General features: G+C 57.2%; 10 protein-coding genes. 5 read left to right on the forward strand and 5 right to left on the reverse strand.

The features are described 5' to 3' along the window. Positions 1-158: 158 nt before the first annotated feature. From NOV86_RS22585 to NOV86_RS22595, 3 genes are read left to right on the forward strand one after another with little or no spacing between them, the layout of a single operon-like run. Positions 159-3,962: a helicase-related protein gene (locus tag NOV86_RS22585; protein WP_267644132.1), complete on the forward strand. Its 3,804-nt coding sequence runs from the start codon at positions 159-161 to the stop codon at positions 3,960-3,962. After that, the gene (locus tag NOV86_RS22590) at positions 3,920-5,923 is read left to right on the forward strand and encodes a DUF8724 domain-containing protein (protein WP_267644133.1); all 2,004 of its coding nucleotides are present in this window, start codon (positions 3,920-3,922) and stop codon (positions 5,921-5,923) included. The genes NOV86_RS22585 and NOV86_RS22590 overlap by 43 nt, the downstream gene beginning before the upstream one ends. Before the next feature lie 43 nt (positions 5,924-5,966). Beyond that, on the forward strand, positions 5,967-6,911 hold the full coding sequence (locus tag NOV86_RS22595) for a phospholipase D-like domain-containing protein (protein WP_267644134.1): 945 nt from the start codon (positions 5,967-5,969) through the stop codon (positions 6,909-6,911). A gap of 107 nt (positions 6,912-7,018) precedes the next feature. Here the strand turns inward: NOV86_RS22595 and NOV86_RS22600 are convergent, their stop codons facing one another. Continuing rightward, on the reverse strand, positions 7,019-7,882 hold the full coding sequence (locus NOV86_RS22600; RefSeq protein ID WP_267644135.1) for an Nmad3 family putative nucleotide modification protein: 864 nt from the start codon (positions 7,880-7,882) through the stop codon (positions 7,019-7,021). Positions 7,883-7,940: 58 nt separating this feature from the next. Here NOV86_RS22600 and NOV86_RS22605 point away from each other — a divergent pair, with 58 nt between their 5' ends. After that, on the forward strand, positions 7,941-8,525 hold the full coding sequence (locus NOV86_RS22605; protein ID WP_267644136.1) for a hypothetical protein: 585 nt from the start codon (positions 7,941-7,943) through the stop codon (positions 8,523-8,525). 46 nt (positions 8,526-8,571) lie between these two features. On the opposite strand, the gene NOV86_RS22610 is transcribed toward NOV86_RS22605, so the two are convergent. Continuing rightward, on the reverse strand, positions 8,572-9,351 hold the full coding sequence (locus NOV86_RS22610; RefSeq protein WP_267644137.1) for an HhH-GPD family protein: 780 nt from the start codon (positions 9,349-9,351) through the stop codon (positions 8,572-8,574). Positions 9,352-9,525: 174 nt separating this feature from the next. On the opposite strand from NOV86_RS22610, the gene NOV86_RS22615 reads away from it, so the two are divergent. Further along, positions 9,526-11,769 (forward strand): DNA cytosine methyltransferase, encoded by a 2,244-nt coding sequence (locus NOV86_RS22615; protein WP_267644138.1) that lies wholly within the window; start codon positions 9,526-9,528, stop codon positions 11,767-11,769. A 106-nt stretch (positions 11,770-11,875) separates the two neighbouring features. Here the strand turns inward: NOV86_RS22615 and NOV86_RS22620 are convergent, their stop codons facing one another. The 3 genes from NOV86_RS22620 to NOV86_RS22630 form a co-directional block, all read right to left on the reverse strand. Next, entirely contained in the window at positions 11,876-12,313 is a 438-nt protein-coding gene (locus NOV86_RS22620) for a DUF8160 family protein (RefSeq protein ID WP_368408819.1), read from the reverse strand. Between the two features lie 14 nt (positions 12,314-12,327). Continuing rightward, positions 12,328-13,239, reverse strand: a complete 912-nt coding sequence (locus tag NOV86_RS22625) for a ParA family protein (RefSeq protein ID WP_267644140.1) — start codon at positions 13,237-13,239, stop codon at positions 12,328-12,330. Between the two features lie 443 nt (positions 13,240-13,682). Next, a complete protein-coding gene (locus NOV86_RS22630; RefSeq protein ID WP_267644141.1) occupies positions 13,683-14,990 on the reverse strand; it encodes a tyrosine-type recombinase/integrase in 1,308 nt (435 codons plus the stop codon). Between the last annotated feature and the right edge of the window lie 62 nt (positions 14,991-15,052).

The raw sequence follows: 15,052 nt of genomic DNA on the forward strand, positions 1-15,052 counted from the left end.
CCCGCGTGTGCGCTCGCGCGTTGCGCAACGCGCACGCGCAGCGCGAACGCGCACGTCGCTAAAATCTCAGACCAGCACCGAGCTTACGCTCTTTTGTTTGAGGTGCTGGTCTGAGGCAAAAGTATAAGTGGGATGACCCGAGATGTGCTAGGCGCAACATGACAGGGTCCGAGCCAGATCCGGACGCCGGCCCTCCGGACGACGAAGAACGCATCGCACGACACCTCCGAAAACGCATCACTGACCGGGTGAGCGGCAATCTCGAGGGCGAGGACGCTCGGGTCAAGCGGGACGCCCCGAGCGACAAATTCTTCGCCGGAGCACTGGCCCCGGAGGGGAACAGCGACCTCGAGGACAGCGACGACGACCTCCAGTCGAAGATGGAGCCCAGCGCCATCGGTACCATGACCCGCATCCGAAACGGGTCCGCGGGTGACACGATCTCCATCGACATCACGGGGAGCGTGTGGGTGCGCGTGAACCCGACCTACGAGGAGATGGACCGACGCGAGGAGTACGTCTCGCTGGCCGACCGCGACGACGACGAGACCGAGAACACCACGCTCCTCCCCGTCTTCGAACGCCTCGAACTGGAGGTGCCGTCGATCGAGGTACCCTACGAGGCCATCGCGGGTGGAACCCGAACAACGCCGGAAGTCGTTCGGGAACGCGCCTCCGAGGCGATTCGGGCAGCCGTCGACGACGCTCGCGAGCGAGCTGTGGCACGCGACGACATCTACCTCGACAACGGCGACGACAAGCCCGACGAAGACGTCCCGAACTACGTCCTCGAGAACGAGACCGCGTTCAACGACTACCTCGCGGAGCGGGACGGGACGCCGGCGATACCGGACTGGGACCTGTCCGTTCAGGTCACCACCACCGAGGACCGTGAGAGCAACGGTGGCGAACTCCTGCTCGACATCGAGGTCACGAACACGGGCCGGCAGTCGAAGCGAGACTACGTCTACACGCTCCGCGACCCGACGCTGTTCGAGGTTCAGCTCGACCTGCAAGCGAACGGCGACGTAGAGTTCACGCCGTTCACCTTCGACCCGCTTCCCGAGGACTTCCGCTACAACCGGGACCTGTGGGGACACGGACGGAACTGCACCATCAACGCTCCCGGCTACAAGGAGACCCTCGGTGATGCGACGCCCGGGCGATCCGCCCCTCGTGCGGACCCGCACACGGACCACCTCCGGACGGACTTCATCCCCGAGTACCGCCAGCTCGTCTACGAGTCCGCTGATCGAGGCGTGAAACCCGCGTTCAGCGAACTCGCGGATCTTCAGGGTGGCGGATACGAGGTGCTGGAGTCGGTCGCGGACGCCATGGACGAGTACCTCGAAACCGCCTACCCGGAAGCCCTCCGGGAATACAGCAAGCGGGGCGACTGGACGGACGCCGACCGCGAGGACTTCGAGGAGGACAAGGCTGCGTTCGAGCGCGAGATCACCCGGTTCCGACGTGGCATCCGCGTGCTTCGCGAGCACCCGGACACGGTCGGGCGCGCGTTCGAACTGATGAACGAGTCGATGGACCGGATGCACGACTTCAACACGTGGCGACTGTTCCAGCTCGTGTTCATCGTCATGCTCGTCCCCGACATCGCGGGCCGCGAGTACGAGGAATGGGACGAGATCAGCTGGCGTGACGAGGAGGAGCTCTCAGAGCGGTTCGAGGAGGCCGAGGGCGCCCTCGACGTCGTCGACGTGCTCTGGTTCCCGACGGGCGGCGGGAAGTCCGAGGCCTTCTTCGGTGTTGCGGTCTGGAACATGTTCTTCGACCGCATCCGCGGCAAGCACTTCGGGGTGACGACGTGGACACGGTTCCCACTCCGACTTTTGTCGCTCCAGCAACTCCAGCGGATGTCGGAGACCATCATGTACGCCGATCTCGTTCGGCGTGACCAGGACGACATCGGGAGCCGCCCGTCCCGTCCGTTCAGTGTCGGGTTCCTCGTCGGCAAGAAGAACACCCCGAACGCGCTCACGGGCTACAACAACGACAACTTCACGCGCTACAAGCAGGACGAGAAGCTCCGGGAGGAGTCGAAAGTCGTTCCGAGCTGCCCGGCCTGTGGTGCCCGGGTCAAGATGCGCGTCACTGAAGAGGACCACCGCCTCGCGCACGTCTGCACCGGGACCCCGTTCGAGTGTGACTGGCAGAAGCGCGAGACCACGGCCCAGGAGGTCTACGCGGAAGACGAACTCCCGATCCACGTCGTCGACAACGAACTCTACCGTTACGCGCCGAGCATCCTCGCCGGGACCATCGACAAGATCACCGCGGTCGGGTACCAGCGGAAGATGGCGCACATCCTGACCGGAGAGATGGAGTACGAGTGCCCGACGCACGGCTTCGCCAGTCTCGGTGAGTGTACGGAGAAGTACGGCTGTGACATCGACAAGAACGAGTTCGAGTTGATGGCGTCGCCGATAGACGTGTACGACCCGGCACCATCCCTGATGGTTCCCGACGAACTCCACCTCCTCGAAGAGAGCGTGGGGAGTTTCGACGGCCACTACGAGACGGGCGTCCAGACGCTCCAGGAGATAGTCGACGCCGGGAAGACGAAGATACTCGCTCCCACGGCGACGATCACGGCCTACGAGGACCAGGTGTACCACCTGTTCCTTCGGCCCGCAGAGCGCTTCCCGTCGCCGGGGCCATTCCTGCGCGAGAACTTCTACGCGATGGAGCAGCCCGAGACACAGCGCTACTACATGGGGCTCATCCCGCACGGGAAGACGCACATCAACTCCATCATCGACGTCCTGTTCACCTTCCACGAGGAAGTCCAGGACCTCCTCAGGGTGGCGATGGAGTCCCCCGAGGACCTCCTTACGGGCGTCGCTCTGGAGGGGACTGACACCAGTGAGGCCCTGTCAGCAGACTCCATCTCGGAGATCATCGACATCCTCACGCTCTACAGCACGAGCCTGACGTACCTGCTGTCGAAGAAAGATGGAGACCGTCTGGACCAGTCGTTCGTCAGCCAGCTGAACGCGTACTTCCGTGGGGAAGGTCGCCCACCGCTCAACTCCGAGCGCATGACCGGTGGGACGCCCTTCGAGGAGGTCCAGACCATCCTGGACCAGCTCGACGACCCGTGGCAGGAGGACGAAGACGAGTCCCTCCTGCACAGCCTCGCCGACGACGACCTCGTCGACGAGGAGGACATCCCGGACATCATGGAACTCCGTGATGTGCTCGCGGCGGAGCTCGACGATGACAGAACTCCGCGGACGGAGTTCCGGGTTGCTCTTCGTGCGGCGTCCCCCGAAGTCCGAGAAGGACTCGCGTGGCTACTCGCGTATCGTCCGAATACGGTGACGGCTACCAGCATGATCAGCCACGGGGTGGACGTGGAGCGGTTCAACATGATGGTGTTCTTCGGAATGCCACGCGCCACGGCCGAGTACATCCAGTCGAGCTCCCGCGCTGGGCGGTCCCACCCCGGACTCGTCTTCAACATCCTTCACCCCATCCGGGAGCGCGACCTGAGCCACTACCACTTCTTCGAGAAATACCACCAGTTCCTCGACCGACTCGTCGAACCAGTCTCTGTCAACCGGTGGGCGAAGAACAGCGTCAAGCGGACGCAGCCGGGGCTGTTCATGGCACTCCTGCTCAACCACTACATGTACACCGACGACGGGGAGATGATGTACTTCGGTGACCGGGCCGAAGAGTTCCTCTCGACGGTCGACGACGTCGACCTCGAGAACCTCCTCGTGGACATGTACGGTGGGTCGGAGGTCCCACCGGAGTTCAGCGACGACGTGAGGCAGCTCACCCGCAGTGCGATCTCCGAGGTCCAGTTGAGTGACCGTCAGTGGACGAGCGAACGCCTCCCCGGGTCTCCGATGCGGAGCCTCCGTGACGTCGACGCACAGCTCCCGATCGATCCGGAGTGGAAGTACAAGGACATCCTCAGCACCTACAACAACCGATAACAATGTCAATGGAACGTAGCAAGTCGCAGGTACTCTACCAGTTCCTGCCCGAGAACACGTTCGACTACAGCGGTCAGCGGGGCATCTGGAAGACTACGCGACTTGAAACGAGCGATGCGAGTGGTACCGTCAGCAAAGACTACATCCTCGGTCGCGTCCTCGCACGCGTCCGAAACTGGGACGGGGGCCAGAATGGCTTCGTCTCGAACAACACCGACCACTACCACTTCGGCGTACCCGAAGGTGTCCGGGCCGAGCCGTTCCCCACGACCTACGAGTGCCAGAAGTGCGACAAAGCGCACGGGTACTACACTGCGGACGAGGTCAAGAACAACAACCCTGATCTCACCTGTGAGCGATCCGGCTGTGACGGGAACCTCGAACAGTACCAGTTCGTGAGTGTTCACACGTGCGGGGAGATTCGTCGCCTCTACCCACAGAAGTGCCCAACTCACGGAGACCAGCACGTCATACTCAACCGCCGAAACAGTCAGCGTGTCCGGAACTTCCACTGGAGCTGCAATGTCAGTGGCTGTTCGTGGGAGACTCCCATCCGAAACTACCAGAACTGCAACTGTGATTACAGGGCTCCCGAAGCGGAGGAGAACGACGGGATGTACACGACGGTCCACCGGGCAGGGAGTGTCTTCTACCCGCACTACCTCTCCACGGTGAACCTGCACACCGCAGGCATCGGGCACCTCAGGAACTCCGAGGACGGAGCAAAGAGGGCGATCGCGAAGCTGTTCGGACTGTCCGATGCTGACTCCCTCCAGGACGTCAGCCTGCACCAGCGAACCGGAGAGGTGGAGGTGGACGACGAGAAGGTGGTGGAGATCTACACCACACACGACGACATCACCACGCTCGACCAGGCGCGCGAGTACCTCCGTGAACAGGGGACGCTGGAGAGCCAGACCATCCTCGAGCGTCTCGGCGAGACACTCGCACTCGATGCAGACGGCGAAACGTCCGAGCTCACCGAGGCGGGTGACGAGATTCTCCAGTACGTCCTCAGCCGCGAGTCGCTCACGACGGATACGCTGGACGAACTCGAATCGGACGCCCGGGACCGTGGCTTCTCCGACAAAGCAGACCGCATCAACAGCTACCACGACGACCTGGAGGCGCTCGGATTCGACGACGTCCGCGTCATCGAGGACTTCCCCGTGCAGACGTTCGTCTACGGGTACACCCGTGGCAGCCGTGAGGAAGGAGAAGCGCGTATCAACGCGTTCTCACAGAGCGCGAGTGACGGGGACGGGACGCCGATTTTCGTCGACACGTCCGAGACAGAGGCGGTTCAGTTCGACCTAGACCCCGCACAGGTCCTACTGTGGCTCGCGCTCAACATCCCCGGGACGAGCGACCCGAGCGCGGTGAACGGAGACATCGTTCTCCCTGAGGTCAGCAGCCGTGACGACGCCGCGCTCGAGCACGCGAGAAGTGAAATCGAATCGCTCTCCACCGATGAGCAGTGGGCGTTCCTGCTCAACCACCTCGCGCCGGTCGAACGGTACGGCAAGTTCCAGACGGACCTCGACGACTCGGTCGAGGAACAGGTCACGGAGCACGTGTTCCAGCTGGTCCACACGCTGAGTCACATCCTGCTGAAGCAGGCCAGTACCATCAGTGGGTTCGACCGCACGAACCTCAGCGAGTTCCTCTTCCCGCGCGCGCTATCTGTCGTCATCTACGCGAATAACCGGGAGGAATTCAACATCGGTGGGATGCACACGATGGTCGAACAGCAACTAGATAACCTCCTCGGACAGGCCGAAACGCACGGCAACGAGTGTGTGTACGACCCGGTCTGCTCACAGCGCGGTGGGGCGTGTCTCTCCTGCCTGCACGTGAGTGAGATCAGCTGTTCGTACTTCAACCAGGTCCTCTCCCGGGACTTCCTGTTCGGGAGCCGACCGAACACTGACAAGGACATCGCCGGATACTGGACACTGTAATCGGCTCCCAGCGTGTACGGTCACCGATTTATATACAATTCATATGAACGACGACGAATCAGAATCGACGTGGTTGCCCCTTGCTATTGCTGAGTACGTCGATCGTGACGAACAACTCCTCTCCCAGCTCGAAGGCCTGTTAGTCCTATCCGGTGGCCGTGATGAACTGGTAACACCTGCGGAGATTGCGAACGGAACAGATGTCTCCGTTGCCGCAACGACCGACGTATTTCGACAGCTCTCACAGACTGACGCGGTCACTCGCGAGTCGTTCAGAACGAGTGTCGAGGACAGTTCCTACCGGATCAACGTAGAAGCGTGCCGGAAGGTATTCGAGACAGCCAGGCACGCTGCACGCAGCGTCAACGCATACGAAGCCCGTCAACCACCAGCGACAGAGGCAACACCGCTGGTGACGTTCCCCGCGGATCCTGCCTTCGAGGAGGTGAGCCCGACATCGTTCGGGATGTCGTGGCTGATGCCAACTCTCACGCGGCAGATCAAGAGAAGCGAGACATCAATCACGCTGGTCGCACCGTTCTTTGAAAAAGACGGATTCGCACATCTCGAAGATGTGCTGCTCTCGGCCATGGAGCGAGGTGTGCGGGTGCGGGTGATTTCTCGGTATCTCACCGACACGGACTCGTACAACTACTCGGTACTGAAGTCATTCGCGGAGAGAGCGGATGAGCGAAACATCGACCGATCGCTCCTCAGGTGCGTGGACTATACTCGCTGGAGTCGTGGGACACCGCCGGCACAGCGTCGTCAAGATGGAGCTACCCCTGCGTTCACACTCCATGCTAAGATCATGCTCTTCGACGATACAGCAGCGTACGTGGGGAGTGCGAACGTAACGGACTACGGATTTGAGCACTACCTCGAGACCGGTGTGCTCCTCGAAGGTCCACCCGTTGAGGGATTCGTTGACTTGGTGGAGTTTCTGCTCAACTCGGAGGCTGCGACAATAGTCTCATTGATTGATTAGCATGGCCTTGTCTGATTAATGTATTCAGAATCGCCGTTAACAGCCCGCTCCAGAAACAGCACAAACTAGGAAGTGTATTCTGCCGAGGGGGTTCTGCTCGGCTGCTTTCAGTATCTCGGTCGTTCTGTTACAATGTCTATGAATTCTTGTCCTGAGAGATCCAGACGGTGAGCCTTCTTGAACCCACCCAGAAATCCAGTTTCTCGATGTGACGCGGTTGAAACGACTCTGAGCTGTTCTTCAACATCTTCTGTGAATGCATGCCCCCCGGGCACAGTGTGACTTATATTATATCCCCTTCCAAGTAATTCTCCTGGGGCGCCCCCATCTACAATCATTAGATTGGGATGGATGGTTCCACTTTCTGAATATCGTTTGGCATGTGAATTCTTTGAATGCGTACTCAGATGCGACTCCACGACATCGCGCGTGTCAGAGTCTAATTCCGAAACTATGACCCGACCATCATCGTTTGTGGGTGGGTTTTCTCCGAGAAGGGGTTCAAAGTCCACTATATCGTTCACTGTGAAATAACCGATAATGTATCGGTGAGGTGTTCCCGAGTCAGGCGTGGCCAATCCTGTATAGAAGGCCAGAACGTCGTTCTGTTCGGGATCGAGCTGTCTAATCTGGTTCTTGTTCGCAGTCTTTACTTCTCCATACGTGAACTTAGAGAAGTTTGGATCCCAGTGAATTTGATGGGAGTTGATGTCAGCACCTCTTATTGTATCTCCCTTACTTTCTCGCGGCTTTATTTCATCCAGCACATCAGCGAGCGTGTCCTCAGAGCGGGTCGTTTTCTGTAAATGCCCTACCTCTGATTTGCGGCTAATGGTACCGAAGGTATTGGTTTCAGAAGATGGGTATGCCTCCGGGATGGGTACATATTCGAAGCTCCCGTCATCGTATATTTGTGGATACGGACTCGAATTGGACTGATCTGCCCCAACACCGATGAGTACGACCGTCATATGACGAAGTCATCAGGTAGCAATAAAGTATTTCTCACTGTTAATACAGTATGACACAATGACAGACCCTGGGCCTGAGGAGCCGACAGGACGGGTAATGAAATTCATCCACGAGGGAGAATCAAAATTACCGGTACGGGATATCAAAGCGAACTACAAAAGTAGCACAGCAAAAGAACCGTATATCGAATACGGACTGGATAGAGGATTGGATGAGGGAGTAATAATTGGGGCGGAGAATTACTGGGCTTGCTGTTATCAAAACGCTGTTGAGAAAGTGGTTGAACTTGATCAAGAGTACTTATTCCTAGCATCATACCCCCACCATGCTGGAGGAGACGCGACTGAAAACGTTATTGTTGGTTATATTCGACATGAAGATCATGAATGGAGAACCGGAGATCGTGTTGCCGTCATTGGTGAAATGAAACTGTATCCGTTTGAGCACGGCATCCCTCCGAGTGAGTTCGATTACAAACCAACGAAATGGTCTCTTGGTCCATATGGGCGAAATTTGAATGCCTCTCAAACGCAGGAAGTTATCGAGCATTTCAGCCAATTTCCAGATGTTACAGAAGAATGCCTAGAGCGAACGTTGGAACTTAAGCGTGAGAGCGGTTCCGGTGGGAATAGTAAGTGCTGAATTCTGTCACCCATAACATTCCAACCATGTACGAGGAAGTAGAAAATCAAGACCAGTATTCCTTGAAGTAGGTGCAACTAGGAGCGAGGGAGCAACTGGGACATTCCGGGTTGTCATTCGTACAGATGAGGGCACCGAGGTCTAACAACGCCAAATTGAATGCTCGAGCGAGTGCCGGGTCCGACGGAACGAGCGCGTCAAGAAGGCGATAGACACGGGTGCTCTTGTGCGGCTGCGCCGGTAGGGGATAATCGAAGACACGGCCGGTAATCCTCGCAGTGTTGGTATCGACCAGTGCCAGCGGTTCGTCGAACGCAAATAGCAAACAAGCACGGGCGGTGTAGGGTCCTACTCTCCACGGTCGCTGGAGAGCCTGAAGGTCTTCTGGCACCTCACCGTCATACTCTGCACAGAGTTCCGCCGCTTCACGAAGGGTCCTGACCCGATGATTTGCGAATCCGAGAGGACGAACGGTATTCTCGAGTTCTATCTCCTCTGCGGTGATGACCTCCTGGGGGTCAGGGAAACAGTCGAAGAAATCAGCATAGAGATCGGCGACTGCATCACTTCGGGTTCGCTGAAGCAGTATCTCAGTCGCATAGATGTGCCATGAATCGGTAGCCAACCGCCACGGATATTCTCGCCCGTACTCTTCGAGCCACTCCAGAAGGGGAGGAATCGCCTGTATGAATGATTCAACTGCGTTGTCTGCATTCGGCACGTCAGCTGATGCCAGCTCCTTACTGGCGGTTTTCCTGTCGATGTATTCGTGTAGTTCGTCAACTGTGACCTGCGTACGTCCGAACGGGAGATCAACAGTTGTCATTGTTCAATCTACGGATAGCCTACGCTTTAGAGAAGCGGTCCGCGAATCAATTTCTGTACTGCTATCCTGAGAGAGCTGTCATCAGCCGCGCTCAAGATGTGTCCCACCGGTTGCCTGAATTTCTGGAACCGCATGACCAGGAAGTTTAAATCATTCCACGGAGAAAAGGTGCTTATGTCCGGACCGGCCACTTCTTGCGGTTCTCCATCCGAGCAGGTACGTTCGGCTCCAGAAGCCGAACGCAGACTGCATAAACAGATACTTCTGGATAATATTGATTTCCTCATAGACACCCTGACTGCGGAGCACGTTCGGCGTCAACAGCATCCTCCTGCCGGCTGCCCTCGTGCTACGCCTGAAAACATCGCTCGAAATCAGTCAAAAACCGGTGACCCCTGCCAGTATCACGCCATTCAGAGGAGGGGTAACGAGTCAGACAAAGAGTGTCCGTGTGGCGACCCGCTGGTTGACAGCGACGATCCGCTTGATACCGTTGCTACGGTAGTCCTCGGGAAGCAGGCGATCTCTCCTTCAGAACGGTTCTTCGACCGAGTCCCGAGACGGACAGTGGCCAACCTCCGCGAGAGCCACGGGACCTGGGAAAACATCGCAACGCTGGATCAGGAAGACCTGCATGAGGCCGTCCGTGCTGCAAGTCCTCGGAAGGGAGTGAGCACGAAACGGATCGAGTGCTTGCAGTCACTGCTGGAGGCTGTGACGGAGACACACTATACAGAGGGTACAACACTTCGTGGGTTCTCAAGAGTCCAGTACTCCACCTATGTCAAATTCCTCCAAACTATTCCAGGCGTCGAAGAGCAGGACGCTTGGTGGATCGTTCAGACCGCATTTGACAAGCCGGTCTGGCCCGCCGATCCGCTGATTGACGAGCTGCTGGTCTCGCTGGGTTTGCTTGACCCCGCTTCTTCGCTGGATTCCACCGGGCGTCACACCGATTTAGAGGACGAGCTGATCGATCGTCAGATTCCAGTCCTGTACCGTGCGCTTGCAACCCACGCTGTCAATTCGGATGCTGGTAACTGTGGTGAAAACTGTGAAATTCGGAAGTTCTTGCTAACATACCGGCTTGAGGAACAGCGAAAAGAGCGTGAGGGCCCCGTTGTCGTCGACCTGTTCGCCGGAGCAGGAGGACTGTCACACGGTCTTTCTCAAGCAGGATATGATGTCCGCTGGGCGATTGATATCGAGCCCGATGCGGTTGCGACATACCGCCTGAACCATCCGGAGATTCCACACCAGAATGTAGTCTGTGGCGACGTGAGAGAGATCGATATCGCTGCGGAGGTTCGGAATGCTGCGCCCGACCCGGACGTTATTGTGGGAGGGCCCCCCTGTCAGTCCCTCTCTCAGGCAGGCTACCGGTCTCGTCGAGCGAAAGACGACGACTATAGCGTGCTTGACGACGACCGGACGAACCTGTACACAAAGTATGTCGAGGCTGTCGACGAGCTTCGTCCGAAGGCCATCGTGATGGAGAACGTGGAAGGGATGGTCAACAAGGTCGGAGATACGGATGTACGCGTAATCGACTGGATAATCGAGGACCTGAAAGCTCTTGATAAGAACGGAGAAGGGTACCAGGTCGGGTTCCGCCTTCAGGACATGACTGAGCTCGGAATTCCGCAGGAACGTGAACGTGTGCTGCTCATCGGAATTCGGAACGATCTCGTCGTCAGTGAAAACGAGGTAGAGGACCTGCTGGATAGTCTCAAAAGCACGGATTGTGACCGGACCATCCGACAGGGTCTGTCCGGACTTCCACGTCTACGTCGTGGAGAAGGCGGGCGAGTCCTGGCCGAGACTGGCCGAGGGTCGAAAAGCCAGTACGTGAAGCAGAACAGACTCCATGAGGGGACCGAACTCTGCTTCAATCACCAGGCACGCGAACACCCGATGGAAAAAGACAGAATCCTGTTCGATGAAGGGCTACAGCCGGGAGACACCGGATGGGATGTCAAGTACGACTCTGATGGCGAGTATGCCGAATATATCGAGTACGACGTCGGAACCGCCGACAATCCTCGCTTTCGGGACAAATATCGGAAGCTCGAATGGTCGAAACCCTCACCGACAATAGTCGCTCACCTCGCCAAGGACGCGAATGGGTTTGTACTACCCGACTACTACGAACACGCCCGTCCGGACCGTGAACATGCAGACCCTAGACGAAACCGAGGAATTACCCCTCGAGAGGCAGCGAGATTGCAATCGTTCCCGGACCACTATATCTTCCTCGGGCCGTTTACCAGCTGGTTCCGTCAGATCGGGAATGCAGTCCCTCCTGTCGCAGGAAAAATTATCGGTACTGCTCTGTGGGCCGTATTTTCTGATGAGATTGATGAGACCGCTCCCACAGCTGAACAGCATCCGGCTGCGGAAATTGCATCCGATGACTGAGACACTTGATCGGTTCGCAGAGTTGACCAGTGGGTCGCTCAGTTGAATCTGAATCTGGTAATTGGCATTACCGTCTAATGCGTCTGTAATTCAGTGAATCACTGATTCATTGATCAGCGTCTTGCTTTGCGAGCTCGCAAATCTTCTCCTTTGTCTCCTCTCTATACTCGCCAAAGGCGACCTCGAAGACGCCTCGGTAGAAGTGTTTGTTCTTCTCCAGTGTGACGTCCTCGCGCTTCAGCTGCTTCTTCAGGCGAGTAAATGTGATCTCGATGTCTTCGCTCTGCTCTGGTTCCACGTATATCGTGGCAGAATCCCAATCCTCGCGGATATTCAGCGGCTCATTGTCTGATTCTTCTGGTATACTCGTAGACGAGTCGTCGCTCGTCGTGGATGCAGTTTCTTGGTTGTTTGACCGCTGTTCAGTGGCCGCTACAGTATCGCTGCTTTCCGCTTCTGGGTCTGACGACGTCTCCGCGCCTCCCTCTTCGGCGCTATCTTCGTCGTCCTCTTCGCCTGATGGATCCTCAAATCGCTCGTCCATTCCTCGGGGCATACTTACGCCTCCACCTGCGTCTTGTCGAACGCCCGTTCCATCGTCTGTGCAACTTCCAGGAAGAGGTCACGCTCTACTTGCTGATCGTTCGCGTCCTCCCACTCGAAAATATCTCGTCCGTTGTCCCACGCGCGTTGAATCGCCACTCGCATCGGGAGCTTGAAAATCGGTGCCATCGACGCGAAAGATTCGTCGAAGGCGTTGAGGAACTTTTTCGACTGACCGTCGTCCCGGTACATATTCGCCAGGAGTCCGACGATCGCAATCTCGATCTGCTGGTTGTCTTCGATTGACTCCAGCTGGTCCCACAGGTCGTCAAGTGCGTCCCGTGATGTTGCTTGGGTCTGTGCAGCCAGGAAAACGTTCTGGGCCGCGATGAACGCTGCGTCGGTCAGTACGGAGAGGTCTGGTGGGCAGTCGATTACGATGAAATCGTAGTTGTAGCCGCCGTCGACCATCTCCTCGAGTGCGAGTTTCAGCGAGAGGCGAGCGTTCGCATCATCCATCCAATCTCGAGCAAGGCCCATGTCCTTGTGACTGGGAATCAGGTCAAAGTTCAGATGGTCGTACTCGTCAGCCTCGATCACGATTTCTGAAAGACTAGTATCGTGCGTGCGCGGATTGTCGACGAGTACGTCGAGGAGGTTCGCGTCATCGGTAACAAGTGTGTTGGGGAGTTCGTTCTTCGGGCTGGAGGGGTCGTTGTCGTCGCCTGGCCCCAGACCGAGGCCTTTCGTCATGTCGGCCTGTGGGTCCATATCGATTGCAAGAACATCGTGGCCGCGAGTTGCCAGCGCCGCTGCGCTGTTGATCGTTGCCGTTGTCTTCCCAGTCCCGCCTTTCTGGTTCCCGAAGGCAATCGTCGGGATACCAGTCGATGGTGTGACGCCCCATCCACGAGGTGTCTCGGTCATAGTTCGATCATTGAATCAATGACTCATAAATCCATGTCAGACACTCAGTCGTATCTATCTTAACCTGGTTCTGCCGAATACGGGCGACTGAATAGCTGTAGGGCGCAATTCCTCGTTCTCCGTTCTCTATCACTGAATCATTGATTCTTGGATTCAATGATTCACAATATCCAGAATTCCTTGATTCATTGATTTATTGCGCGGGTTACAGTCCCTGAATCCGCAATTCAAGTTCTCAGACACTCACTGATTCACTGATTCAATGATTCCGTTACTCTTTGATTTCTTGACTCTCATATCTTTGTGTCGCCGTTGACTCTCTGAATCATGCAATCTCTGACTCACGACTTCCAGTACTCACTACTTCATGGATTCTGTGATTCAATGATTCAAAGAATCAATTGTCAATCAAGGAGTGACCACGGGAAGGGTGGTAGATGATGCTACGTTCTCTCTCCGAAGGCTTCGTCCAGTTGTTCTCGCATGAACTCGCGCCGGACTCGACGGGAACGTGAGTCAGAGAGGTAATTCTGCATCACCACCCGAGGATCGCTACTCCCCTGCTCTGCAGCGATTTCGTCGACGCCTTCAAGTACACCTTCGAGTACTGCGGTATAGGTGTCGTACCAGAACCGACGACAGAGCTGCGGACTCGGTCGCTCTCCAGCGATTCGCTCCGGGAGACCTGCTTTCGATGCAAGCTTCTGGAACCAATTACGAATCGTATCTCGGGTCACGTACGGCGTTTCTCCTTGTGGGGACGGGAACAGGTATCCAGTCCACTCCTCATCTTCCGCTAGTTCGTCGATCCGGGAGTCGAACACGTCCATCCCGTAGAGGAGAGACACCTCACCGGGCCCGTTCTTACGGCTCTCGAACGTGATGAAGGGGACGTCGTCTTCGGGAACATCACGGTGGAACTGCGAGACGTGGAGTGCTGCGACCTCACTCGCTCGAAGTCCCCAGCCAGCTAACGCCACGATGAGCAGTTGGTCTCGCGTTGTCTCCGCCACCTGCATCAGCTCCCGGATATGATTTGCCGAAAGGGACGGTGTCGGGGAATCTTCGACTTCCCACTTGAATTCGTCGTAGAGGCCGCTTGCAGGGTTCATCGAGGCAACCCGCCGACCGACCAGATGCTGATACCACGCGTCGACGACGCGCCGCACACGCTGGAGCGTCTGGGCACTGTACTCTCGCTCAGTTCCCTCGTTCAACCAGTCGAATGCTGCATAGACCGCGTCAACGGCTTCGTAGGCTGGATTTTCTTGGCCTCGTTGAATCGGTGTGAGGAGGTCGTCTGTACCGTTTGCCTCTCGGTAAGCACGGACGTAGAGATTCAGTCGCGTTCGGAGGGCGTCGACGGACGACGTCGAAAGACTGTATCGTGATTTCCGTCGGTTGAGGAACTGTTCGAGGGCGTCGATTGTCGCATCGTCCGTTGTTGCCCATGAGTAGCCTTCTTCACCGTCACCGAGCCCGAGGTCCTCGGTCCAGAACTCACTGAACGAACGGTCGTGATGGCGACGGAGCGCCGCGAGGAATGACCGTGCATCGTGATCTCGAAACCATTGATGGGTGGGCTTCTCGCTTGATGGGTCGATATCCTCTGCTTCGAGGCAGGGGGCGATCTCGTTCCAGTACAGGTCCGTGAAGTCCTCGAGCGAACACGAGGTCCATCGGACACCCTCGAATGATGGCACCTGCTCAGCGTCGGTCTCGCCCTCCTGTTCGACATCAGACCGACTCATGATAGTGTTCTCTGCAGGCTTCGACCGGTTGCAACTGGGTTTCTGCAGAAATTGGCTAGAAG

The sequence above is a fragment of the Haloarchaeobius amylolyticus genome (assembly GCF_026616195.1).
GTDB lineage: Archaea > Halobacteriota > Halobacteria > Halobacteriales > Natrialbaceae > Haloarchaeobius > Haloarchaeobius amylolyticus.

Excerpts from the sequence above, each read along its gene's own strand:
- NOV86_RS22605 (WP_267644136.1), top strand. The coding sequence starts at position 7,941 with ATGACAGACCCTGGGCCTGAGGAGCCGACAGGACGGGTAATGAAATTC.
- NOV86_RS22595 (WP_267644134.1), top strand. The coding sequence starts at position 5,967 with ATGAACGACGACGAATCAGAATCGACGTGGTTGCCCCTTGCTATTGCT.
- NOV86_RS22625 (WP_267644140.1), bottom strand. The coding sequence starts at position 13,239 with ATGACCGAGACACCTCGTGGATGGGGCGTCACACCATCGACTGGTATC.
- NOV86_RS22630 (WP_267644141.1), bottom strand. The coding sequence starts at position 14,990 with ATGAGTCGGTCTGATGTCGAACAGGAGGGCGAGACCGACGCTGAGCAG.
- NOV86_RS22585 (WP_267644132.1), top strand. The coding sequence starts at position 159 with ATGACAGGGTCCGAGCCAGATCCGGACGCCGGCCCTCCGGACGACGAA.
- NOV86_RS22620 (WP_368408819.1), bottom strand. The coding sequence starts at position 12,313 with ATGGACGAGCGATTTGAGGATCCATCAGGCGAAGAGGACGACGAAGAT.
- NOV86_RS22610 (WP_267644137.1), bottom strand. The coding sequence starts at position 9,351 with ATGACAACTGTTGATCTCCCGTTCGGACGTACGCAGGTCACAGTTGAC.
- NOV86_RS22615 (WP_267644138.1), top strand. The coding sequence starts at position 9,526 with ATGTCCGGACCGGCCACTTCTTGCGGTTCTCCATCCGAGCAGGTACGT.
- NOV86_RS22600 (WP_267644135.1), bottom strand. The coding sequence starts at position 7,882 with ATGACGGTCGTACTCATCGGTGTTGGGGCAGATCAGTCCAATTCGAGT.